The organism is Flavobacterium chuncheonense (assembly GCF_042686145.1).
GTDB lineage: Bacteria > Bacteroidota > Bacteroidia > Flavobacteriales > Flavobacteriaceae > Flavobacterium > Flavobacterium chuncheonense.
In genome coordinates this window covers 1-20,580 of the sequence record NZ_JBHUPC010000008.1, presented here as the reverse complement: position 1 = coordinate 20,580, position 20,580 = coordinate 1, and the positions used below count along the sequence as shown (strand labels likewise).

Genomic DNA, 20,580 nt, shown 5'->3' with positions numbered 1-20,580 from the left:
CATACATTCAGCCCACACCTTTTTTTTTACTGATTATCAAAAAGTTAAAAACTTTATTTAAAATTAATCTAAATAAATATTGCGTATTTAAAAACCCTAATTTACTTTTGCTGTGTTATTTTAATTAAATCTAAATAAAATGAATAAAAAAATCCTAACCCTACTTCTAGGTGCTAGTGCAATCTACCTACAAGGTCAAGAAATAAAAAAACAAGAAAAAGACACAATTAAGCAACTTAAAGAAGTCGTGATAGATGGAAAACTTGAAAAAAAATACGATAAAATTTCAAGTGAAACCGTATCCAAAATGCCCTTAAAAAATATTGAAAATCCACAAGTTTACAATTCAGTAACCTCTCGCCTAATGAAAGAGCAGGTAGTTACAACCTTCAATGATGCCATAAAAAATGCTACTGGAGTAACCCGTTTGTGGGAATCTACTGGTCGCGGAGGAGATGGTGGTGAATATTATTCCATGCGAGGATTTTCAGTGCAACCTACACTTATCAACTCACTTCCTGCATTGAACAACGGTATAATTGATCCCATAAACATCGAAACTGTAGAAGTTGTAAAAGGACCTTCTGGTACTTTATTTGGTAGTAGCGTGATTTCATATGGTGGTTTAATTAATACGATTACCAAAAGACCCCATTCAAAATTTGGTGGTGAAATAAGTTACAATGCCGGTTCTTATGGAATGGATCGTGTAACTGCAGATGTCAATATTCCTGTTAACACCGATTTAGCTGTTCGTGTAACGTCAGCTTACCAAAAACAAAATATCTTTCAAGATGCAGGATTTAACCGTTCTTTTTTTATAGCACCTTCACTTAGTTATCAGGTTAATAACAGGGTTTCATTCCTTGTAAACACTGAGTTTTCAAATAACAACTCGGCAAATGCACCTATGATTTTCTTAAACAGAAATGCTCCACTTTCGTATAACTCCATAACACCATTTGAAAACCAGTATAAAAAATCATTTACTTCAAATGATTTAGCCATTGAAAATCCTACTTTCAATTTACAGGCTCAGATGTTTGTTAAACTATCCGATAACTGGACTTCTCAAACAGCTCTTTCTAGAGGTAATACAAAAGCTAACGGTTACTATTCTTATTTATGGGATGCCACCAATGGTAGTGATTTTACACGTTTTATTTCAAAAAGAAATGGAGAAACCTATACCACTAATATTCAACAGAATTTCATAGGTGATTTTTCAATTGGAAAATTAAGAAACCGTATGGTAGTAGGCTTGGATTACTTTAAATCAAATATTTTAAACAGCAGCTCAGGATGGGTTGGTAATGGAGTAGTGAATATCTTAGATGGTTCGGACACTGGTGATTTAACTCAAGCAGGAGTTGATGCTTTACTAGTAGGTACTTTCGAGGGTAATTCAGATGCTCAAAACGAAATTTACAGTGCTTATATTTCCGACGTTATCAATATTTTACCCAATTTGAATGTAATGGCTAGTTTACGTATTGATCATTTTGCTATTCAAGCAAATGATGAAGATGTAAACGATGGACAAGTGGCCATTTCACCAAAATTCGGAATTGTGTACCAACCCATTTTAAACAAGTTATCGGTTTTCGCTAATTATATGAATGGCTTTAAAAATGTTGCTCCTATTCAAGTTTCAGATGCAGATGGTACCAATCAACGATTCAAAACATTCGACCCAGAACAAGCCAATCAATTAGAATTTGGTGTAAAAACAAACCTCATTAATGATAAACTTTCCCTTACTGCAAGTTATTACAACATTACAGTTTCTGATAGAGTAATTACCGATCCTAACAATAACAACAACTCTATTCAAGGTGGTGAAGTGGTTAGTAAAGGAATTGAAATTAGTGCTATCGCAAACCCAATTGCTGGTCTTAACATAATTGCTGGTTATAGTCATAATAATGCTGAAGTTACCAAAGACAACCCGGAAAGCGGTTATCTAGGCTTACGCCCTGAAAGTGCTGGACCGGAAAACTTAATTAACTTCTGGACCAATTACAAAATACAAAACGGATCGTTGAAAGGATTTGGTGTTGGATTTGGTGGAAATTATGCTAGTAAATATTTAACCTTGAATAGAGCTACAACAGGAAGTTTCGCTTTACCAAGTTATACTGTTATTAATAGTGCACTTTCATATGATAATGACAAATTTGGCATTACACTTAAGTTAAATAATGCTTTGAATGAAAAATACTTCTCAGGTTGGTCCACTATTACACCTCAACAATTAAGAAGTCTAATTGCGGGATTAACTTATAAATTTTAAGAGTCGGTTTAATATAGTTATGGTTGTGAAGAGCTCCTCAGTTATTTGGGGAGTTTTTCTAATCAAAAAAAAATATCATGAAATTTAAAAAAGTTATACGCCAAATACACCTTTGGTTAGGTCTTATTACGGGTAGCATAGTATTCATCGTTGCCATTACAGGATGTTTGTACGCTTTTCAAACTGAAATATCCGATTACGTTGAAGAATATCGTTTTGTAGCACCACAAGAACAAGAATTCCTACCACCTTCGGTTTTAAAAGAAATCGGTCAAAAAGTATTACCCCATAAGCACATTCATGCGATTCAGTATAAAAGTAAAGGAGAGGCCGCTGAAGTAATTTTCTATCATGAAGATCCTTTGTACTATGATATTTGCTATATCAATCCTTACAATGGAGCAATCCACAAAACGGTGAACGAATTCACTGGATTTTTTAGGTTTATTTTAAGAGCTCACTTCTATCTTTGGCTGCCTGATGAAATTGGGCAAACCGTAATTGCTTGGGCAACACTTTTATTCATAATCATGATTATTAGCGGGTTTATTCTTTGGTATCCCAAAAACAGAAAAGCAGCCCAACAGCGTTTCTGGTTTCGATGGAAAGAAGGAATGAAATGGAAACGCAAAAATTACGATTTGCACAACATAACCGGTTTTTACACCCTATCGATTGCTTTACTATTTGCAATAACTGGTTTAGTATGGGGTTTTCCTTGGTTTGCATACGGCTATTATAAACTTATGGGTGGAGAAAAAGAATTAATCTATAGTGAACCTACATCGGTACAAATAACTGATAAGCCTGTATCAGACCCTTTGGATAAAGTTTGGAATTTTATGCAACAAGAATATCCCAATGCTAGTTCCATTGAAGTGCATCCTATTGAAAATAGTAGTTCTCCAATTGCGGCCAATGCCAATATGGGAGACGGTACTTACTGGCAAACTGATTATCGCTACTTTAACCAATACACCTTAGAAGAGCTTGATGTAACAACTATTTATGGCAGAACTAAAAACGCTAAAATAGCAGATAACCTACTCCGCATGAATTATGACATCCATACTGGGGCTATATTGGGTTTTGCAGGAAAAGTTTTTGCCTTTCTTATAAGTCTTTTAATAGCTTCTTTACCTATAACAGGATTCCTTATTTGGTGGGGACGGAAGAATAAAGCAAAAAAAGGCAAGAAATAAAAACAAGAAAATATTTAAAATTAAAATAATAAATGAATATTCATATCCCTACCCTAGCGTTGATTTTGACTTCAACTTTTGTTTTAGTCAAGAAAACTTCACCAAACAAACTGAATTAACAATCGAAAACTATACGGTTAAAGTAAAAAAGTTCAATTTAAATGAAGTTACTATTCAAGGGCAAAAACCCGATAAAAAATATACAGCACAAAAGCTAATATTACCCCTATAGCCTTACCACAGGCTACTTCTGTTGTAACGGAAAAAGCGTTACAACAACAAGCAAATTCTATGAATGACATTCTAAAAAATGCAAATGGAGTTTACATATCAGGTAATACAGGCGGGTATCAAAAAGAAATTGCATCCCATGGATTCTCTTTGGGTAGTAACAATACCTTTAAAAATGGAGTACGTTACTACAATGGGATGCTAACTGAAACTTCAGTATTAGAGCTAAATTAAGCAATATACTCAATAAAATGAATTATAATACTCATGACGATAACAGTTTAAACCCAATTGCTCCAAGAAACTATTCAGTAGCTATAACATACAAATTTTAAACGATGAAAAAAATTAACGCAAGAACACTTCACCGCGATTTAGGATACTTTTACTTAGGTCTAATCTTATCATTTGCTTTTTCAGGTATTTTAATGAATCACCGTGAGAATTGGCATCCCGATAAATACACCTTAAATGTAAAAGCAATTGAAGTACAACTTCCGGATGAAAAAGACATCAACGATGAATTTGCTGAAAATTTAGCCAAATCATTACAAATTGAAGATAAAATAAAACGTCATATGGTACGTAAAGGCAAGTTCAAAATGATGTTTGAAAACACTGAAGTTGAAATTGATACCAAAACTGGTAAAGGTGAAATTTTGGAATTTGTAAAAACTCCATTTATTAGCCAAACTATGAAATTGCACAAAAACACTTCGGCTTGGTGGATTTACTTTTCCGATATTTTTGGTATCTCCTTAATCTTTATAGCCGTTACGGGTGCTATGATGGTAAAACATGGTAAACACACATTTAAACGACGTGGTTGGAAGTTAACTGCAATTGGTTTAATTTTTCCCATATTGTTTTTGTTATTTTTTTAAAGTTAGTAAATCCCGATTTTTTCGGGATTTTTTTTAATTTTAACTTTCATAAGTTTGAAAAACAACACTTTAAATCAATAAAATGAAAACAAAGTTCATACTCTACGCTTTTTTAATAGTCCTATTTACAGCATGTAATGATGATGATGACAATCCTTGTAGCGATACTGTAGTTACTACCGCAAGTTTGGAAACCGAATACGGTTGTACCGAAACAAAATACCAAATGGAAATTGATTTGACTGATGATTTTACAGTAATAACCAATCAAACCGATTTTAATACTTTAGTAACAGGTGACTGCCAACCTAATATTGATTTTGCTAATTACGATTTGGTTATCGGTAAAAAAGGATTATTCTCTGGGAATACATCCATCAATTATGAGATGATTAAAGATTGCGAAACAAACAATCTTACCTTAACGGTTACATTTGTTCAAAATGCAGCTTCAGAAGCACCAAATCTTACCTATCATGCCTTAATTCCAAAGCTAACAAGTGGACAATCTGTTATGGTAGAAATCGAATTGACATATTAAAAAGAACCGATAAACCGAAAAATAGGTCTTAAATACAGCTTTTTTGGATAAAAATACAGCTTTTTGTAACTTTTTATAGCTAAACCTTAACAACTTATATAGGTTATGAAAACTACAGAAAGATTTGATTTGGCTATAAAAAAGTTATACACTGCATTTCACAACAACACACTTAACCCTGAGTGTTGCAAGTATTGTGCGGTTGGGAATATTCTGGACAACAATGATTTTTGGAAGTTTTTTTCCGATGCACACGGTTCTGTACAACTGAACTACCTTGGATTAGTAATTCAAAATTTAGGCAGAAGATTTAATGGATATACCCCAGCCGAGTTATTACAAATTGAAGCTACATTTTTAGAAGCATGTGGTTATAAACTTCCTTTACGCCAATTATATCACAAAAAAGCTATCGATAAGAACAAGCTTTTTGATGGCCTAGAATCGGTACTCACACTACTTTGCAAATTAGATCATATTGATAATATAATGGATTGCTATACTATTTTTAATTTTGAAAAAGAATCCATTGTATTACCCAAAAAGCCTCGTTCATAACAAACGATTTTTATTTAAATTGATATAAAAAACATATCATTTATATTCTTATATTTACTTATAAATCATTTTTTTACAAACAAGAACACACTATTGGTCTGACTAAATATCTAAGCCATTTTTAATCACTTAAAAATTAAAGGGTATGCGAAAAATGTCCATTTTAAAAGTTGTTTTACTACTTTTATACTTTAGCTTTTCGTTAAAAGGTTTTTCACAACACACCGATTTGGTTGATGAAACTCAAACACAAATCCTAGCCGACACTACAAAAAACTATTTCATTCCCGATGCAACGCATAAAAACATGAAATGGACCAAAACTAAAAACAAATGGTTCTCACTTAATTTAGGCTTTGCTCCTATTTTGGATTATAATGCTAACATACAAAATAATGATAGTGAAAGACAAGTAGGTGAACAAGAAAGTAGATTTGATATTCGAAGTGCTAGAATTATGTTTAGAGGTGATATAAATTTTAAGAGAGCTTGGAAATATCTGATTAGTGTCGAATACAAGGGACTAGATAAACCACCTGAATCCAATGATATTGGATTTACTGATATTAAACTTGTTATCCCAATATCTGATAATAGCGAAATTGTTTTAGGTAAAATAAAAGAGACATTTGTATATGAGATGGTAGGTGACGCAGCCAATCTACCCCATTTTGAAAGACTCTTAAACCCTTTTTTCAACAGCAGAAACAATGGTGTGATTTACCGTCACTTCTTTTACAACAATAGACTAACTGCTTCTGGAGGAATTTTTAAAAAATGGCCCGACAGTGATAAAAGTTTTGCAAACACTAACACCACAATGACCGCAAGAATTACAGCACTTCCCATTTGGAACAATGAAGGTAAACAATTCATACATTCTGCTGTGGGTATTCGATATGTAGATGCAAAAAATGATATTATCCGACTTAAGAACAAGAATGAATCCAATATAACGACCAATTATGTTGATACCGGTGACATGAATGCCTCCCATCAATTCAATTTAAGTATGGAACAACTTTGGAGCTTACAGAATTTCTCAATATTAATGGAATACGTACACAATTGGACTTCCACTACCGAATTTGGTCTACAGCAATTTAACGGATATTATGTAACAGCTAGCTATGTTGCGAGTGGAGAACAAAGACCATATGATCAAAAAGCAGCCTACGCAAGAAGAATAAAACCAACTGGAAAGTATGGAGCCTGGGAACTTTTTACACGAGTAGGTCGCAACAATTTAGAAACCAAACATATCCATGGAGGCATCAATAACCGATATAACTTAGGATTAAATTGGTGGGCAACACAGTATTGGAAAGCGGGTCTCATTTACGGAGTAAGTAATCTTGAAAAAGATGAAACTATTGGCGTGACAAACAATGTCCAATTCCGAATCCAATGGATTTATTAGTTTTCAGCGCAGTATTTTATTTTCAATACTATACTGCGCCTCTAACTCAATTACTTATTTAACAGGTATATTTTTTAATATCTCCAATACAAAATTCCAATATTTTTGAGCAGAAGAAATACTTGCTCTTTCATCTGGACTGTGTGCTCCTTTGATTGTTGGTCCAAAAGAAATCATATCCATTTCTGGGTAATTTGTTCCTAAGATACCACATTCTAATCCTGCATGACACGCAACAACATGAGCCTTTTTACCATTCTGTTTTTCATAAAGTGCACTTAAAACATCTAAGATTTCCGATTTTGGATTTGGTGTCCAACCTGGATAACTTCCAGAAAAAGTTACTTCACAACCCATTAATTCAAAAGCAGAACGCAATGCATTTGCCAAATCAAATTTAGCCGATTCAACTGAAGAACGTGTCAAACACTGAATGTTTAAGTTTCCACCACCAACAGTTACTTTTGCAATATTGTTTGATGTTTCTACCAAATTGTCAAAATCAGCACTCATACGGTAAACTCCATTATGAGCCGTATACAATGCGCGTACTAAAAAGTACTGCGCCATAGGAGGCATAACTTTTTTAGGCGTAGTTTCAGATTTTTCGATAACCACTTCTAAGTTTGGTTCTGTTGTTTTGAATTCCGCTTTTATCTCATTGATAATACCTTGCATGTCAAAAACAAAAGCTTCATCATACACATTCGCAATAACAACCTCAGCAACACTTTCTCTTGGAATGGCATTACGTAAACTACCACCTTTGATTGTAGCGATTTGTAATCCAAAATCATCAAAACCATCAAATAGCAAACGGTTCATAATTTTATTAGCATTACCTAGACCTTCGTGTATTTGCATACCAGAATGTCCACCGTTTAAACCTTTTACAGTAATCGTATACCCTACAGATCCTTCAGGAGCATCTTCTTCATCATACTCAGCTACTGCGGTTACATCTACTCCACCTGCACATCCTATATCAATTTCATCATCCTCTTCCGTATCCAAATTCAATAAAATTTGCCCTTCAAGCAAACCGCCTTTTAATCCCATTGCACCTGTCATTCCTGTTTCTTCATCAATGGTAAACAAAGCTTCAATTGCAGGGTGAGGAATATCCTTACTTTCCAGAATCGCCATAATTGTAGCAACTCCTAATCCGTTATCTGCTCCTAGGGTAGTTCCTTTTGCACGAACCCAATCACCATCTACATACATTTCAATTCCTTGCGTATCGAAATCAAAAACGGTATCATTATTTTTTTGGTGCACCATATCCAAATGCGACTGCATCACAATTGTCTTACGGTTTTCCATTCCTGCAGTAGCAGGTTTTTTAATGATTACGTTTCCTACCTCATCTTTAATGGTTTCTAACCCTAATGTTTTTCCAAAATCCATCATAAAAGCAATAACACGCTCTTCTTTTTTCGACGGACGTGGTACCGCATTTAAATCGGCAAATTTATTCCAAAGCGCTTTCGGCTCTAAGTTTCTTACTTCTTGACTCATTATAATTTAGTTTGAAAGTTCAAAGTCGCAAAGTTACAAAGTATATTCCCGTTGAAATTATATTTCTAATTATATTTACGTTTAAATTGAAAATCTTGAAACCGAAATACCTACTTCCAATATTTTTACTTGTACAGATCGTAATTGTCAAAACATTAGCACTATTCCCTGAATTTATTGAGAACTATTACAGTAAAGGTTTATACCCCAAAATTGCACATTTAAATCGTACTCTTTTTGGCGCAATTCCCTTTTCCATTGGTGATGTCATTTACGTGATTCTTATATTTTTGCTACTGAGATGGATATGGAAAAACAGAATTGATTTCTGGAAAAATTGGAAAACTAATGGACTCGCAGTCTTAAGTTGGTTGTCGGTATTCTATTTCTTTTTCCATTTGTTGTGGGCGATGAACTATTACCGCGTTTCAATTGAACAAAAACTAAACATTGAAAAAGAATACAGTATGGCAGAATTGGAAGCTTTTACGTTGACAATGATTGCCAAAACCAATTCGCTACAACACCAAATTACGAATAACGATACTACAGCAGTTGTAATACCCTATACAGACCCACAAATTTTTGAAAAAGCCAAAAACGGTTATAATAACCTACCTACTCCTCTAAAAGATTTCCAATACGAAAACAATAGTATTAAACCTTCGCTTTTAAGATATTTGCTGAGTTATATGGGATTTGGTGGTTACTTGAATCCGTTTACTAATGAGGCACAAATCAACACTTTAAAACCTAAATTTTCGATACCAATGACCACTTGCCATGAGATGGCACACCAAACGGGAATAGGAAGTGAAAGTGAATGTAATTTTATTGGCTTTATTGCTGCTACAAAAAATGACGACGTCTATTTTCAATATTCAGCATATAGCTTTATAACACGATATTGTTTGCGCAATCTGGACCGAATGGAAGAAGGTAAATCGGAACATTTTCTAGAAAAACTAAACAAAGGAGTGCTCAAAAATTACGACGAACATGACATTTTTTGGGAATATTACCAAACTCCCATTGATACTTTTTTTGAGTTTTTCTATGACAACTTTTTAAAAATCAACCAACAAGAAGGTATGATTAGTTACAGTCGATTTGTAGGATTAATGATAGGTTATGAGAAAGTTGATAGTGTTCAGTAATTAGTTTTCAGTTTATTGGATAACTGCCATAAAAACTTTTTTGCATTCTATTTTATCCGTGTTAATATATTTTTCAAAATCAGGGTTAATCAAAACAAAAGAACTAATAACCCAAACAAGAATTGGATGTAAAAAACTTCTTGCAGTTAGTCTTGAACTTATAAATCAGTAAAGTGCTATTCACTAATTACTAATCACTCTTAACTAAATTATATCTCATCAGTAGTAAAACTTGTCATTTGCTTCTTCTTATACGGACGAATAATCAAACGTGCTTCTCTATCGAAACGAATGTAATTATACACCCAATTCAAAAACACTACCGCTTTATTTTTAAATCCAATAAGCGAAAACAAATGCACAAACATCCATACAAACCAAGCAAAAACACCACTAAACTTATAATGCGGTAAATCAACAACTGCCTTATTTCGTCCTATGGTAGCCATTGAACCTTTATCGTTATATTCAAAAGGTTTCAGCTCCTTTTTAGTTATCAATTTGATGAGGTTTTCAGCAAGGTGACGTCCTTGTTGCATGGCGGGTTGCGCCATCATAGGATGCCCTTGCGGATATTCGTCACTCACCATTAAGGCAATATCACCAATAGCAAAAATATTATCATAACCTTCTACTTGATTAAATGCATTCACTTTTATACGTTCTGCTCTTGCTACCAATGCATCTGCAGCTAACCCATTGATTAAATTCCCTTGTACGCCAGCTGTCCAAATAACGGTAGCACTATCAAATGACAAATCGGAATTGGTACTTACAATTCTTCCATCATAACCGGTAACCCTTATGTTTTTCCAAACACTAACACCAAGCTCAATCAAAAACTTCTCCGCTTTTGTAGAAGCATTTTCACTCATGGTGTTCAATATGCGATCGCCACTTTGAATTAGATTGATTTCCATTTTTCGGACATCCAAATCGGGATAATCCTTTGGTAAAATGGCTTTTTTCATTTCTGCTAGAGCTCCTGCTAATTCCACCCCCGTTGGTCCTCCTCCTACCAGCACAAAATTCATTAAACTATGACGTTCATCAATATCATTCGTTAATAAAGCTTGTTCAAAATTTTCTAATATTAAACTTCGAATGTTCAACGATTGCGGTATCGTTTTCATGGCCATACAATTGCGTTCCATTTCTTTGTTTCCAAAAAAATTTGTTTTAGAACCAGTAGCCAATACCAAATAATCGTATTTCAACTCCCCTATATCGGCAATAACTTTGTTGTTTTTGGTATCAATTTCTTTGACATCAGCCAAGCGAAAATAAAAGTTATCAAATGTTTGCACTACTTTTCGAATAGGATAGGCAATAGAATCGGGTTCCAAGCCACCAGTAGCTACTTGGTACATCAAAGGTTGGAAATTATGATAATTGTGTTTGTCTAGCAGAACAACCTGAATGTTTTTATTTTTAAGTTTTTTGGCTAATGATATTCCTGCAAAACCACCCCCAATGATAACGATTCTAGGGAAACTGCACCTTGGTATATTCATAGTAAAAGAGTCGCTTTTTTTTAAAGTATATCAAAGATACAGTTATTTCATTACTTGTATAATTCTTTCGTTGTGAAATTTATACTAAAGTTTTATTAGTAAAGAATCAAAAATTAATGTAGTATTGTAACAACCTATTAATAAATGCTACTTATAGCATATGAGTACACCTTCAGAAGAATTTTTTGTAAAACAATTACAAGAAAACCAGAATATCATCCACAAGATTTGTCGGTTGTATACTACTGATGAAGATGCGCATAAAGATTTATTCCAAGAAATAACCATCCAACTTTGGAAAGCATATCCAAATTTCAGGGGTGATTCAAAATTTACTACTTGGGCATATCGTGTAGGGTTAAACACTGCTATTACATTATATCGCAAAAAGAAAAGGTCAATTGATACTATTGAATTCGACAGTACATTTCATCGTGTAAAAGAAGAAGATTACAACTATGAAGAAGAAGAACAACTCAAGTTATTATATAGTGCTGTTAATGAATTAAATGATATTGAAAAAGCTTTAGTTTTTTTATATTTAGAAGATAAAGATTATACTGAAATATCAGAAACTTTAGGGATTAGTGAAGTGAATGCTCGAGTAAAAATGAACCGAGTGAAAGGGAAGTTGAAAAAAATATTAAATCCGTAATCGATGGATGAATTAGAATTATTAAAACGCGATTGGAAGAAAAATGAAAATTCATTCAATCAAATTTCTGAAAAGGAAATATATGCTATGTTGCACAAACGCTCATCATCTATTGTGAAATGGATTTTGATAATTAGTATATTGGAAATTATTTTTTGGGTAGCTTTAGGCTTCATTGTTGATGATCAAGAGACATCAAAAACCCTAGAGTTGTATCATCTGAAGACCACAACATTAATCCTATCTATTATCAATTACACTGTGATTGTTTGTTTTATCTTTTTATTCTACAAAAATTATAAAACTATAAATACAACGGACAGTATAAAAAAATTAATGAATTCTATCCTTAAAACCAGAAAAACAGTACAATATTATGTTTGGTATAATTTAGGAATGACATTTTTTTCCTTCTTACTGATTTTCTTTTTCCAATTCAAATACGATCCAAATATTAAACTTTTAATTGATAAGATATCTGAAAGTATCAATCCAAATACTTTTTACTTTTTAGCATTTGCTTTTTATCTCTTAATCGCGTTAACGATGATTGTTATAATATGGCTATTCTATAAACTTTTGTATGGTATCCTTTTAAAACGATTGAATCAAAACTACCAAGAATTAAAAAAACTCGATTTATAAAAATGAAACGTATTATATTGTTTTTTATATTGAGATTTAAAAAACTAGAATAACTGTTTTAAAAAAAAAGACCTGCAAATGCAGGTCTTTTTTTAATAACGCCATTGACGTTCTTTATTTAATTTTACTTGTTCTTCAATTTCTTCAGCTGGAATAACTTTTAAAAATGAAGGATGTTGTTCAATTGCATATTCAATTTTTTCAACTACATCTTCAACCGAATCATTTTCATAATCAATTTTCAAGGGTTCTTTAATTACAAAGGATTGCAAAATTCCTTTCTTTTTAATTCTTAATCCTTTTCGATCAAACGAACGCCTAAACCCATCGATAACGATAGGTACAACTATAGGCTTGTGCTGTAAAATGATGTGAGCTGTACCTTTTCTAACAGGTTTAAAAGAACGTGTAGTTCCTTGTGGAAAAGTAATTACCCAACCATCATTAAGTGCAACTTTTATATTTTCAGTATCATTTGGATTCACATTACGCTTTACATCCTCCCCTTTTGAACGCCAAGTACGCTCTACCGTAATAGCACCAGCATATGAGAGAACCTTAGGCAATAATCCCTCAGTCATCGTTTCTTTAGCAGCCACATAATACAAATTTAACTTAGGTTCCCATAGATAGCCAACATTTTTAATGTTATCTTCCCTACCTTTCAAACTCGCATTAAAAACGTGAAACATCGCCACAACATCAGCAAAATAGGTTTGATGATTGGAAATAAACAATACGTTTGTATCCGGTAAATTTCTTATAATTTCAGACCCCTCAATGTGCATTTTATTAAAGCCACGATAGCGTCTGTGCGTCATTCCTCCTGCAATTCGTATCAACCACTTCTTAAGAAACAATATATGTCCAAAAGGATTTCGTTTCAATAACCCCATATCTATATTTTTTACGAAGCTGCAAATGTAACAAAAGCAGTCTTTTTATAAAATTTTAGACCCTTCATTTTGATAGACAACATTTTTAATGACTTCCTTAAGCTCACTCATCATCATAGCAGTTGCTCCCCAAACCACGTATTTACCTACCATAAAAGCAGGTACTTCTAAATCATTGGCATAAGAAGTTGTCATTTTAACGTTGGTTATAGAGTTATCGTCTAAAAAAAGAGAAAGTGGAAACTCTAAAACGCGTTTTACTTCTTCCAAATCAGGAATAAAATTAAGCTCAAACTCAGAAGTTCCCATAAAAGGGTAAACCAAAAAATTACTTGGCGGAATATAGATGGTACTAAAAGGTTTTATGATTTCTACCTTATCAGCAGACACCCCTATTTCTTCGTGGGTCTCTCTAAGTGCCGTGGCTGCTAAATTTTCATCCTCCAGCTCTACCTTTCCTCCAGGAAAACCAATTTGAGAAGAATGTACACCTGGATATGAATTCCGAACAATTAATGCCAAATGGGTTACTCCATTTTTGGGATAAAACAGCATTAAAACAGCTGCCTTTCTTGGATTTTTATTACTATAACTTTCCTCTTTAAGAAAAGAAATTCTCTCCAATGGTGCCATTTTTGCATGCGCATCTGTAGCCATTAGCTTTTCTTTTTCTATTTTTGGAATATATTTAATAAAATCCTGAAATAACATACTTTTTTGTTTTTGTCAACTTATAAAGTTACTCCAATTTTTAGGAATAATCAATTATTAGCAATAAAATGTTTAGTAAAGAAGAAGCCCAACGTATAAAGAAAGATTTTTGGATTGCCTTTGCAGATGCATATCCAAGAAAATGGTTGTTGTACAACACAAAAATTAAAGATTTTACCTTTAAATTTTACGCAGATAATAAGAAAGCTCAAGTATTACTTGACATAGAACCTAAGTCTGATGCCAATAGAATCATTTATTTTGAGAAGGTTGAATCTTTAAGAAACATCCTTATAGACGATTTTCTGGAAGATGCCATTTTTGAAAGGGATTTTCATCTTGATACCGGTAAAATAATCAGTCGAATATGGGTAGAAAAAACTGGAATAAGTATCAATAATAAAAATACATGGGACGATATTTTCGATTTTTTCTTTGAAAAAATGGATGCTTTTGAACGCTTTTTTTATGAATACGAAGAATATTTAAAAGATTTAGAGATCAATACATAATAAAATAAAGAAAGGCCTTACGCATATGTAAAGCCTTTTTTATTAAATCATTCATTAAATTAATATCTGATGTATTCTATTTAGGGAATAATAATGTCACTTGAACTCTCAATTGCCAATCAGCATCCGAGGGATGTTCTACATATTTATACATTCCTATTTGTGAATTTATTGGTAATTTACCTAATGCAAACAATTTACCAAAACCTGCCCCTAAAGGCACTGTCCACCTTTGATCCGAATTGGCTTCCCAATTAGCCGTAATAATAGGTGCTGTATTGATATACCAACCCTTACTTAAATTTTTTGTAATAAAAATTTGAGAGTAAAAAAGATTAATATCACCGGCATCACTTGGTCCTGCAACATCAAAAAAGTTTTGAAAAATACCGCCATAAGTCATTCCATTTGCTTGATAAATCATTGCAAATGTAGGCGCAAGTCCTAATTTGTCGTATCCTAAATTTTCTTTAACAGTAGGAAACATAAACGATGGTCCTACAGCCCATATGAAACTACTTGGTTTTGATGGAGTAAACAAAGCACTAAGGGTAATATTACCAATACCTGTAACATTGTTATCATGAATAGTAGGAGCGCTCATAATAGGCACAATAGTACGTGTAACTAAATTCCAACTTTCACTTATTTTAAAAGGCAAAACAGGTTGAATATTCAAAGTATTGGTATTGTCATCACCAAAATCGGTATTATTTTGAAAAGGCAATGAAATTAAATCCGCAACAGGATTTTGAATTTTATTTGCTAAATCTTGTGCACCTTCTTCTTGCGCACTCATAAATGAAAAAGCAAACAGTCCGATAATAGAAGCTAAATAATTTTTTCTCATTTTTATTAAATTTGATTGATAAAATAGATCATATAATTTTTGTAACTAATTTATAACCAATTAAATTTAAACTAAATTTACTACAAAAAAAACTTAAAATCAATATTTATTTTTATTCCAATAATAAAATGATTGAAATAAAAATAAGATTCTGTTATCCAACTAACACTTATGTTAGTAATGATTCATTAGATTTGTTATACTAAAAAATTGAAATCATGAAAAGTTTTAATGATACAAAATGGCTAATTCTATTTTTTTGTTCATTTTTCTTACTTTCGTGTCAATCACAAAACAAAAAGGCAATGAAATTTGATGTTAACAAAACAGAAGCCGAATGGAAAGCTTCACTTTCTGATGTAGAATACAAAGTTTTAAGAGAAAAAGGAACAGAGCGTGCCTTTACAGGAGAATATTGGAATACTTTTGAAAAGGGAAAATATGTTTGTGCTGCATGTAGGAACGAACTTTTCACTTCAGATACAAAGTTCGATTCACATTGCGGATGGCCTTCTTTTGACCAAGCCATTAAAGGTTCAGTAGTTTATGAAAGAGATTTAAGTTTTGGAATGGTTCGTACCGAAGTAATGTGTGCAAAGTGTGGTGGACATCTTGGTCATGTATTTGATGATGGTCCTGAAGAAACAACGGGTAAACGATATTGCACCAATTCTGTTTCAATAAAGTTTATTCCGGAAAAATAAAAATGTCACGGGCTAAAATAAAATATTGGCTTTTACGTATAGTGCCCGCAATTATAATGCTGCAAACACTGCATTTCAAGTTTACTGCAGCTCCAGAAAGTATCTCTATTTTTGAACCTATAAAATTAGAGCCACACGGCCGAATTGCAACAGGAATTTTTGAATTAATTGCAGCTATATTGTTACTAATCCCAACAATAAGTATCTATGGTGCTGTATTAGGGTTATTAATAATGATAGGAGCTATACTATCGCATCTATTTATTTTAGAAATCGAAATCCTGAATGATAACGGAAGCTTATTTATGCTAGCATGTTTAACTTTTATATGTTGCAGTGCTATTCTTTTTGCAGAACGTAATAAAATTAGTATTTTCAAAAAATAAAATATTCCAAATGCTGATACATACGATTAAAGAAAATTTTGCAGAGATTAATTCACTCTTAAAACAATTAACTAATGACGAGTATTGTTTAAAACATCAAAACTTAAGCTTTGCAACCATTGGGGAACACATACGACATATTATAGAAATGTATGAGGTTGTTTTGAATTCGTATGAAAATGGCATTGTAAATTATGACTTACGATCTAGAGATATTTTGATTCAAACTGATGTAGCATCAGCCATAAAAAAAATTGAGACTATAAGTAGATTAATTGATTTAGAAAATAAAGAGTTAGTTTTACAACAAGGTAAGACTTCCGTTAATTTGAATATCCACACAAATTTTCACAGAGAGTTACTTTACAATTTGGAACATAGTATCCATCATCAAGCATTGATTAAAGTTGCATTATTACAATTTCCAAATGTCAAAGTCTCTGAAGATTTTGGTGTCGCAAAATCAACAATTGAATACCGATCACAATGTGTACAGTAAGCTTTATAAAAACAGATACTGGCTTTTGCATCACTTCAAATAGAGATGAAAAAATAACCCGAGAAAAAGCAATTCCTCCCAAAGCTTATCTTTACCAAGAAAAGCAAATTACATATCCTAAAGATCCAAAAGCTGGAGGAACTTGGTTTGCACACGATTCCAAAAATGTAATGGTTTTACTTAATGGGGCAAATGAAAAGCACGTTCCCAAACCGAGTTACAGAAAAAGTAGAGGAATTATACTGTTAGACTTAATAGCTAGCGTGCAACCACTTGAAGAATGGAAAAAAATAGACTTGAATGAAATTGAACCTTTTACTATTGTATTTTTTTCAGGTGAGCAATTATTTGAATTACAATGGGATGAAAAAGAAAAGAGGATTACCAAATTGGATATCAACCTACCACATATTTGGTCATCGGCTACTTTGTACAATCAAGCGATTCGAATTGAAAGAAAAAAATGGTTCAATGAATTCATTGAAAATCATGCTATTCTATCACCACAAAACTTATTAGCTTTTCATCAATTCACCGAAAGTTCAAATAAAGATTTTGGATTACAAATCAATAGGAATAACCTATTAAAGACTATTAGTATAACGCAAACCGTTATTCAAAACGATTCAATCTCCATTCAATATATTGATTTATACGATTCATGAAAAATGTAAAATTATTTTTTCATAAGCTAACCAATTGGGAATACTGGCCATATCAAGTTGTGTATTTTCCAGTGTATTTCCAATACTTGTTTTTTGCAGCAAGAGCAAAATCGTTTTTCTTTTTTAATGCTGCAAATCCAAGTATTAAAAATGGTGGTTTTTTTATGGAATCGAAAAAAGAAATTTACGATTTAATCCCACAAAAATACTATCCTAAAACAATACTAATTCCGCAAGCAACACCCACAAATGAAATTGTATCCAAAATTTCGGATTCACATATTCAGTTTCCAGTAATAGCAAAACCTGATGTTGGCTTAAGAGGAACAGCAGTAAAAAAACTTTACAATGAAAAGGATATTGAAAGCTATGCTTCAAAAGCAAAATTTAATTTTTTAATTCAGGATACTATACCCTACGATAAAGAGATTGGTCTTTTTTATGTTAAACTACCCAATTCAAAACATGGCACAATTACTGGAATTGTAGAAAAAGAATTTCTGATTGTTACTGGAAACGGACAAAATACTATTCGAGAGATTTTAAATACAGACCCTCGTTATCAGTTCCAAATAAAAGCTTTAGAAAAGGAGTATGGTGCTCAAATTGATAAAATTTTGCCTTTAAATGAAAGCATCAACTTAGTACCGTATGGTAATCATTGTAGAGGTACCAAATTTATTGATGCAAGTATCAAAATTACCCCAAAGATGATTACTACTTTCAATGCTATTTGCAGTGAAATAGAAGGTTTTTATTATGGAAGAATGGACATCATGTTCTCCAATTATGAAGATTTAGAAAACGGTAAAAATTTTCAAATTGTTGAAATAAACGGCGCAATAAGTGAGCCCACTCACATTTACGACCCAAAACATTCCATTATTTTTGGTTGGAAAGAACTTTTAAAACATTACAACTATCTTTACCAAATAAGCATTCAAAACAATCACAAAGGACACCCTTATTTGAGTTTTAAAGAAGGTATTTCCGAATTCAAAAAGCACAACAATTATTACAATACTATTTTAGATTTTTGAATAAAAAAAGGGGCAACCCAGTATTGCCCCTTTTTAAAATTTAATGAATTGTTTATTTATTAGTAGAGATTATTTTCTTGATACTTACACCTGTTTTTGTAATTAATTTTACAAAGAACATTTCTCCTTTACCATGGCTAAATGATAATCTCAATTTAATTTCTTTGTTAAAATAAGCTTCAGGATCTTTCTCTGTCATCACTAGTGCCCCTTTAGCATCAAATATTTGAATTTCTACTGGTGAACTATATTTAAACAGATACTGAATTGTAATATCATTATTAAACGGAACTGGATAAATATTAAAGTCTGCACTAGCTATATTCAGAGGTTCTGGCTCTGGATCAACTGGTACGGCAACTTTAATTCTACAAGCGTCGTATCCTCTATTGATTGCATCTACTGCTGCATTAATATCGGAGTGCGATAAGCCACCTATATTATTACCTGCTAAGGCTTCATTTGCTAAAAGATACAGATTACCAACCGTTGCCCCTCCGTTATTATTCAAATAGTCAATCACACTTTGAGGAATATTGAATATTTGAGTGGTATCAGGAATTACTACGTCGGATCCACAATTAACATCAGCAGTAGCGAAAACGGGCTCTAAATCAATAAGTGCTAAATCACTTGCAATATCCATATTAAAGAACAATGTCATAGTTTGACTCAACAAGTTATTATTAATAGCTCCTATTTTCTTACCTGATGCATACAATGGATCATTATCAGACCAAGTCGCAAAAATATCATATGTTGCATAATCTATCAACGCTCTTGGGGTTCCGCCACCTGGCAACATTTTAAATATGTTGTTTTGTCCTGGTGTTGGGTTTCCATTGATGTCTGATAATTTCAACTCAAAATAGTTTCCTGAAATCATACTACCAAAATAGACAACTCCTCCTGCATTAGTTAAAGCATTAATCATAATACCTTGGGCACTTGTAGTTGTTCCATCTGGTAAACAAGCTGTACCACCTACATTACCATAGAATCCTTGTGTATATGTACATTGTGGTGCTCCACAAGAACGAACAATTACCGTAAACTCACACTCATCTGCAGCATTACCACATTGATCTTGTGCAGTTAATGTAACCGTTACAACTTGATCTATTGGGAATGGATCAGATAATGCTAAACCATCAGAACGAACAGCCACAACTTCAACATTTGCATCACAATTATCGTCTGCGATAGGCAACTCTATATTTGGTAAACCATCACACTCAAATACATCAATGTCAGAAGGGCAATCAAATGTAGGCACTGTCATGTCGTACTCTCTCGATACGCGTGTGGTTTCAGTATCACTGTTTCCACAATCATCTGTTATCGTAAAGGTGTACAATCTATATTGGATACAACCATCAGCACTCACTCCATCATCAACTCCGCCATCTGATTGAATTCCAACTCCTCCAGCAGAACAGTTATCTGTCCAATCTGTCGTGATAAACGCTGGCCAATCATCATTACAATTCGCTAATTGATAATCTGGTACGTCAACAATCTCTGGTGCTGTCATGTCGTACTCTCTCGATACGCGTGTGGTTTCAGTATCACTGTTTCCACAATCATCTGTTATCGTAAAGGTGTACAATCTATATTGGATACAACCATCTGCACTCGCTCCATCATCAACTCCGCCATCTGATTGAATTCCTAATCCTCCAGCAGAACAGTTATCTGT

General features: G+C 32.9%; 22 protein-coding genes. 16 read left to right on the top strand and 6 right to left on the bottom strand.

Annotation, left to right across the window (positions count from 1 at the left end; all coding sequences use genetic code 11):
• The first annotated feature begins 139 nt into the window (after positions 1–139).
• The 7 genes from ACFS5J_RS01815 (at position 140) to ACFS5J_RS01785 (ending at position 7,129) form a co-directional block, all read left to right on the top strand.
• On the top strand, positions 140–2,293 hold the full coding sequence (locus ACFS5J_RS01815; RefSeq protein WP_379810240.1) for a TonB-dependent siderophore receptor: 2,154 nt from the start codon (positions 140–142) through the stop codon (positions 2,291–2,293).
• Between the two features lie 77 nt (positions 2,294–2,370).
• Complete coding sequence (locus ACFS5J_RS01810) at positions 2,371–3,495, top strand: PepSY-associated TM helix domain-containing protein (RefSeq protein ID WP_379810239.1); 1,125 nt, start codon at positions 2,371–2,373, stop codon at positions 3,493–3,495.
• 291 nt (positions 3,496–3,786) lie between these two features.
• Positions 3,787–3,960, top strand: coding sequence for a TonB-dependent receptor plug domain-containing protein (locus tag ACFS5J_RS01805; RefSeq protein ID WP_379810238.1), 174 nt, complete (start codon positions 3,787–3,789; stop codon positions 3,958–3,960).
• A 104-nt stretch (positions 3,961–4,064) separates the two neighbouring features.
• Positions 4,065–4,610, top strand: coding sequence for a PepSY-associated TM helix domain-containing protein (locus ACFS5J_RS01800; protein WP_379810237.1), 546 nt, complete (start codon positions 4,065–4,067; stop codon positions 4,608–4,610).
• A gap of 82 nt (positions 4,611–4,692) precedes the next feature.
• On the top strand, positions 4,693–5,151 hold the full coding sequence (locus ACFS5J_RS01795; protein ID WP_379810236.1) for a hypothetical protein: 459 nt from the start codon (positions 4,693–4,695) through the stop codon (positions 5,149–5,151).
• Positions 5,152–5,256: 105 nt separating this feature from the next.
• Positions 5,257–5,709, top strand: a complete 453-nt coding sequence (locus ACFS5J_RS01790; RefSeq protein ID WP_379810235.1) for a Na(+)-translocating NADH-quinone reductase subunit F — start codon at positions 5,257–5,259, stop codon at positions 5,707–5,709.
• Positions 5,710–5,854: 145 nt separating this feature from the next.
• Positions 5,855–7,129 (top strand): porin, encoded by a 1,275-nt coding sequence (locus ACFS5J_RS01785; RefSeq protein WP_379810234.1) that lies wholly within the window; start codon positions 5,855–5,857, stop codon positions 7,127–7,129.
• Between the two features lie 54 nt (positions 7,130–7,183).
• Here the strand turns inward: ACFS5J_RS01785 and ACFS5J_RS01780 are convergent, their stop codons facing one another.
• Entirely contained in the window at positions 7,184–8,647 is a 1,464-nt protein-coding gene (locus ACFS5J_RS01780; RefSeq protein WP_379810233.1) for an aminoacyl-histidine dipeptidase, read from the bottom strand.
• Positions 8,648–8,742: 95 nt separating this feature from the next.
• Between ACFS5J_RS01780 and ACFS5J_RS01775 the strand changes: the two genes are divergently transcribed.
• A complete protein-coding gene (locus tag ACFS5J_RS01775) occupies positions 8,743–9,804 on the top strand; it encodes a DUF3810 domain-containing protein (RefSeq protein WP_379810231.1) in 1,062 nt (353 codons plus the stop codon).
• A 209-nt stretch (positions 9,805–10,013) separates the two neighbouring features.
• Here the strand turns inward: ACFS5J_RS01775 and ACFS5J_RS01770 are convergent, their stop codons facing one another.
• A complete protein-coding gene (locus ACFS5J_RS01770) occupies positions 10,014–11,318 on the bottom strand; it encodes an NAD(P)/FAD-dependent oxidoreductase (protein WP_379810229.1) in 1,305 nt (434 codons plus the stop codon).
• A gap of 160 nt (positions 11,319–11,478) precedes the next feature.
• On the opposite strand from ACFS5J_RS01770, the gene ACFS5J_RS01765 reads away from it, so the two are divergent.
• Both ACFS5J_RS01765 and ACFS5J_RS01760 read left to right on the top strand, forming a co-directional pair.
• On the top strand, positions 11,479–11,973 hold the full coding sequence (locus ACFS5J_RS01765; protein ID WP_379810228.1) for an RNA polymerase sigma factor: 495 nt from the start codon (positions 11,479–11,481) through the stop codon (positions 11,971–11,973).
• A 3-nt stretch (positions 11,974–11,976) separates the two neighbouring features.
• Complete coding sequence (locus ACFS5J_RS01760; protein ID WP_379810227.1) at positions 11,977–12,618, top strand: hypothetical protein; 642 nt, start codon at positions 11,977–11,979, stop codon at positions 12,616–12,618.
• 92 nt (positions 12,619–12,710) lie between these two features.
• Here the strand turns inward: ACFS5J_RS01760 and ACFS5J_RS01755 are convergent, their stop codons facing one another.
• Positions 12,711–13,514 carry a lysophospholipid acyltransferase family protein gene (locus ACFS5J_RS01755; RefSeq protein WP_379810226.1) on the bottom strand — a complete coding sequence of 268 codons (804 nt, stop codon included), beginning with the start codon at positions 13,512–13,514 and terminating at the stop codon, positions 12,711–12,713.
• A 45-nt stretch (positions 13,515–13,559) separates the two neighbouring features.
• Positions 13,560–14,225: an NUDIX hydrolase gene (locus tag ACFS5J_RS01750; RefSeq protein WP_379810225.1), complete on the bottom strand. Its 666-nt coding sequence runs from the start codon at positions 14,223–14,225 to the stop codon at positions 13,560–13,562.
• A gap of 68 nt (positions 14,226–14,293) precedes the next feature.
• Between ACFS5J_RS01750 and ACFS5J_RS01745 the strand changes: the two genes are divergently transcribed.
• The gene (locus tag ACFS5J_RS01745) at positions 14,294–14,737 is read left to right on the top strand and encodes a DUF4268 domain-containing protein (protein WP_379810223.1); all 444 of its coding nucleotides are present in this window, start codon (positions 14,294–14,296) and stop codon (positions 14,735–14,737) included.
• Between the two features lie 76 nt (positions 14,738–14,813).
• Here ACFS5J_RS01745 and ACFS5J_RS01740 read toward each other — a convergent pair whose 3' ends face one another.
• Entirely contained in the window at positions 14,814–15,587 is a 774-nt protein-coding gene (locus ACFS5J_RS01740; RefSeq protein ID WP_379810222.1) for a neuromedin U, read from the bottom strand.
• 218 nt (positions 15,588–15,805) lie between these two features.
• Between ACFS5J_RS01740 and msrB the strand changes: the two genes are divergently transcribed.
• From msrB to ACFS5J_RS01715, 5 genes are read left to right on the top strand one after another with little or no spacing between them, the layout of a single operon-like run.
• Positions 15,806–16,291, top strand: a complete 486-nt coding sequence (msrB, locus tag ACFS5J_RS01735; protein ID WP_379810221.1) for a peptide-methionine (R)-S-oxide reductase MsrB — start codon at positions 15,806–15,808, stop codon at positions 16,289–16,291.
• Positions 16,292–16,293: 2 nt separating this feature from the next.
• A complete protein-coding gene (locus tag ACFS5J_RS01730) occupies positions 16,294–16,677 on the top strand; it encodes a DoxX family protein (RefSeq protein WP_379810220.1) in 384 nt (127 codons plus the stop codon).
• A 10-nt stretch (positions 16,678–16,687) separates the two neighbouring features.
• On the top strand, positions 16,688–17,176 hold the full coding sequence (locus tag ACFS5J_RS01725; RefSeq protein WP_379810218.1) for a DinB family protein: 489 nt from the start codon (positions 16,688–16,690) through the stop codon (positions 17,174–17,176).
• On the top strand, positions 17,164–17,841 hold the full coding sequence (locus ACFS5J_RS01720) for an NRDE family protein (RefSeq protein ID WP_379810215.1): 678 nt from the start codon (positions 17,164–17,166) through the stop codon (positions 17,839–17,841). Before ACFS5J_RS01725 ends, ACFS5J_RS01720 begins: the two co-directional genes overlap by 13 nt.
• The gene (locus ACFS5J_RS01715) at positions 17,838–18,881 is read left to right on the top strand and encodes a D-alanine--D-alanine ligase (RefSeq protein WP_379810213.1); all 1,044 of its coding nucleotides are present in this window, start codon (positions 17,838–17,840) and stop codon (positions 18,879–18,881) included. Before ACFS5J_RS01720 ends, ACFS5J_RS01715 begins: the two co-directional genes overlap by 4 nt.
• 52 nt (positions 18,882–18,933) lie before the next feature.
• On the opposite strand, the gene ACFS5J_RS01710 is transcribed toward ACFS5J_RS01715, so the two are convergent.
• Positions 18,934–20,580, bottom strand: a 1,647-nt coding sequence (locus ACFS5J_RS01710; protein WP_379810211.1) for a T9SS type A sorting domain-containing protein, incomplete at its 5' end; no start/stop codon positions are given.

What these genes read in the sequence shown, in the direction of transcription:
- ACFS5J_RS01720 (WP_379810215.1), top strand. Translation starts at nt 17,164, where the DNA reads ATGTGTACAGTAAGCTTTATAAAAACAGATACTGGCTTTTGCATCACT.
- ACFS5J_RS01790 (WP_379810235.1), top strand. Translation starts at nt 5,257, where the DNA reads ATGAAAACTACAGAAAGATTTGATTTGGCTATAAAAAAGTTATACACT.
- ACFS5J_RS01730 (WP_379810220.1), top strand. Translation starts at nt 16,294, where the DNA reads ATGTCACGGGCTAAAATAAAATATTGGCTTTTACGTATAGTGCCCGCA.
- ACFS5J_RS01760 (WP_379810227.1), top strand. Translation starts at nt 11,977, where the DNA reads ATGGATGAATTAGAATTATTAAAACGCGATTGGAAGAAAAATGAAAAT.
- ACFS5J_RS01750 (WP_379810225.1), bottom strand. Translation starts at nt 14,225, where the DNA reads ATGTTATTTCAGGATTTTATTAAATATATTCCAAAAATAGAAAAAGAA.
- ACFS5J_RS01785 (WP_379810234.1), top strand. Translation starts at nt 5,855, where the DNA reads ATGCGAAAAATGTCCATTTTAAAAGTTGTTTTACTACTTTTATACTTT.
- ACFS5J_RS01740 (WP_379810222.1), bottom strand. Translation starts at nt 15,587, where the DNA reads ATGAGAAAAAATTATTTAGCTTCTATTATCGGACTGTTTGCTTTTTCA.
- ACFS5J_RS01810 (WP_379810239.1), top strand. Translation starts at nt 2,371, where the DNA reads ATGAAATTTAAAAAAGTTATACGCCAAATACACCTTTGGTTAGGTCTT.
- ACFS5J_RS01805 (WP_379810238.1), top strand. Translation starts at nt 3,787, where the DNA reads ATGAATGACATTCTAAAAAATGCAAATGGAGTTTACATATCAGGTAAT.
- ACFS5J_RS01795 (WP_379810236.1), top strand. Translation starts at nt 4,693, where the DNA reads ATGAAAACAAAGTTCATACTCTACGCTTTTTTAATAGTCCTATTTACA.
- ACFS5J_RS01725 (WP_379810218.1), top strand. Translation starts at nt 16,688, where the DNA reads ATGCTGATACATACGATTAAAGAAAATTTTGCAGAGATTAATTCACTC.
- ACFS5J_RS01745 (WP_379810223.1), top strand. Translation starts at nt 14,294, where the DNA reads ATGTTTAGTAAAGAAGAAGCCCAACGTATAAAGAAAGATTTTTGGATT.
- ACFS5J_RS01770 (WP_379810229.1), bottom strand. Translation starts at nt 11,318, where the DNA reads ATGAATATACCAAGGTGCAGTTTCCCTAGAATCGTTATCATTGGGGGT.
- ACFS5J_RS01755 (WP_379810226.1), bottom strand. Translation starts at nt 13,514, where the DNA reads ATGGGGTTATTGAAACGAAATCCTTTTGGACATATATTGTTTCTTAAG.
- ACFS5J_RS01800 (WP_379810237.1), top strand. Translation starts at nt 4,065, where the DNA reads ATGAAAAAAATTAACGCAAGAACACTTCACCGCGATTTAGGATACTTT.
- ACFS5J_RS01815 (WP_379810240.1), top strand. Translation starts at nt 140, where the DNA reads ATGAATAAAAAAATCCTAACCCTACTTCTAGGTGCTAGTGCAATCTAC.
- ACFS5J_RS01765 (WP_379810228.1), top strand. Translation starts at nt 11,479, where the DNA reads ATGAGTACACCTTCAGAAGAATTTTTTGTAAAACAATTACAAGAAAAC.
- msrB (WP_379810221.1), top strand. Translation starts at nt 15,806, where the DNA reads ATGAAAAGTTTTAATGATACAAAATGGCTAATTCTATTTTTTTGTTCA.
- ACFS5J_RS01780 (WP_379810233.1), bottom strand. Translation starts at nt 8,647, where the DNA reads ATGAGTCAAGAAGTAAGAAACTTAGAGCCGAAAGCGCTTTGGAATAAA.
- ACFS5J_RS01715 (WP_379810213.1), top strand. Translation starts at nt 17,838, where the DNA reads ATGAAAAATGTAAAATTATTTTTTCATAAGCTAACCAATTGGGAATAC.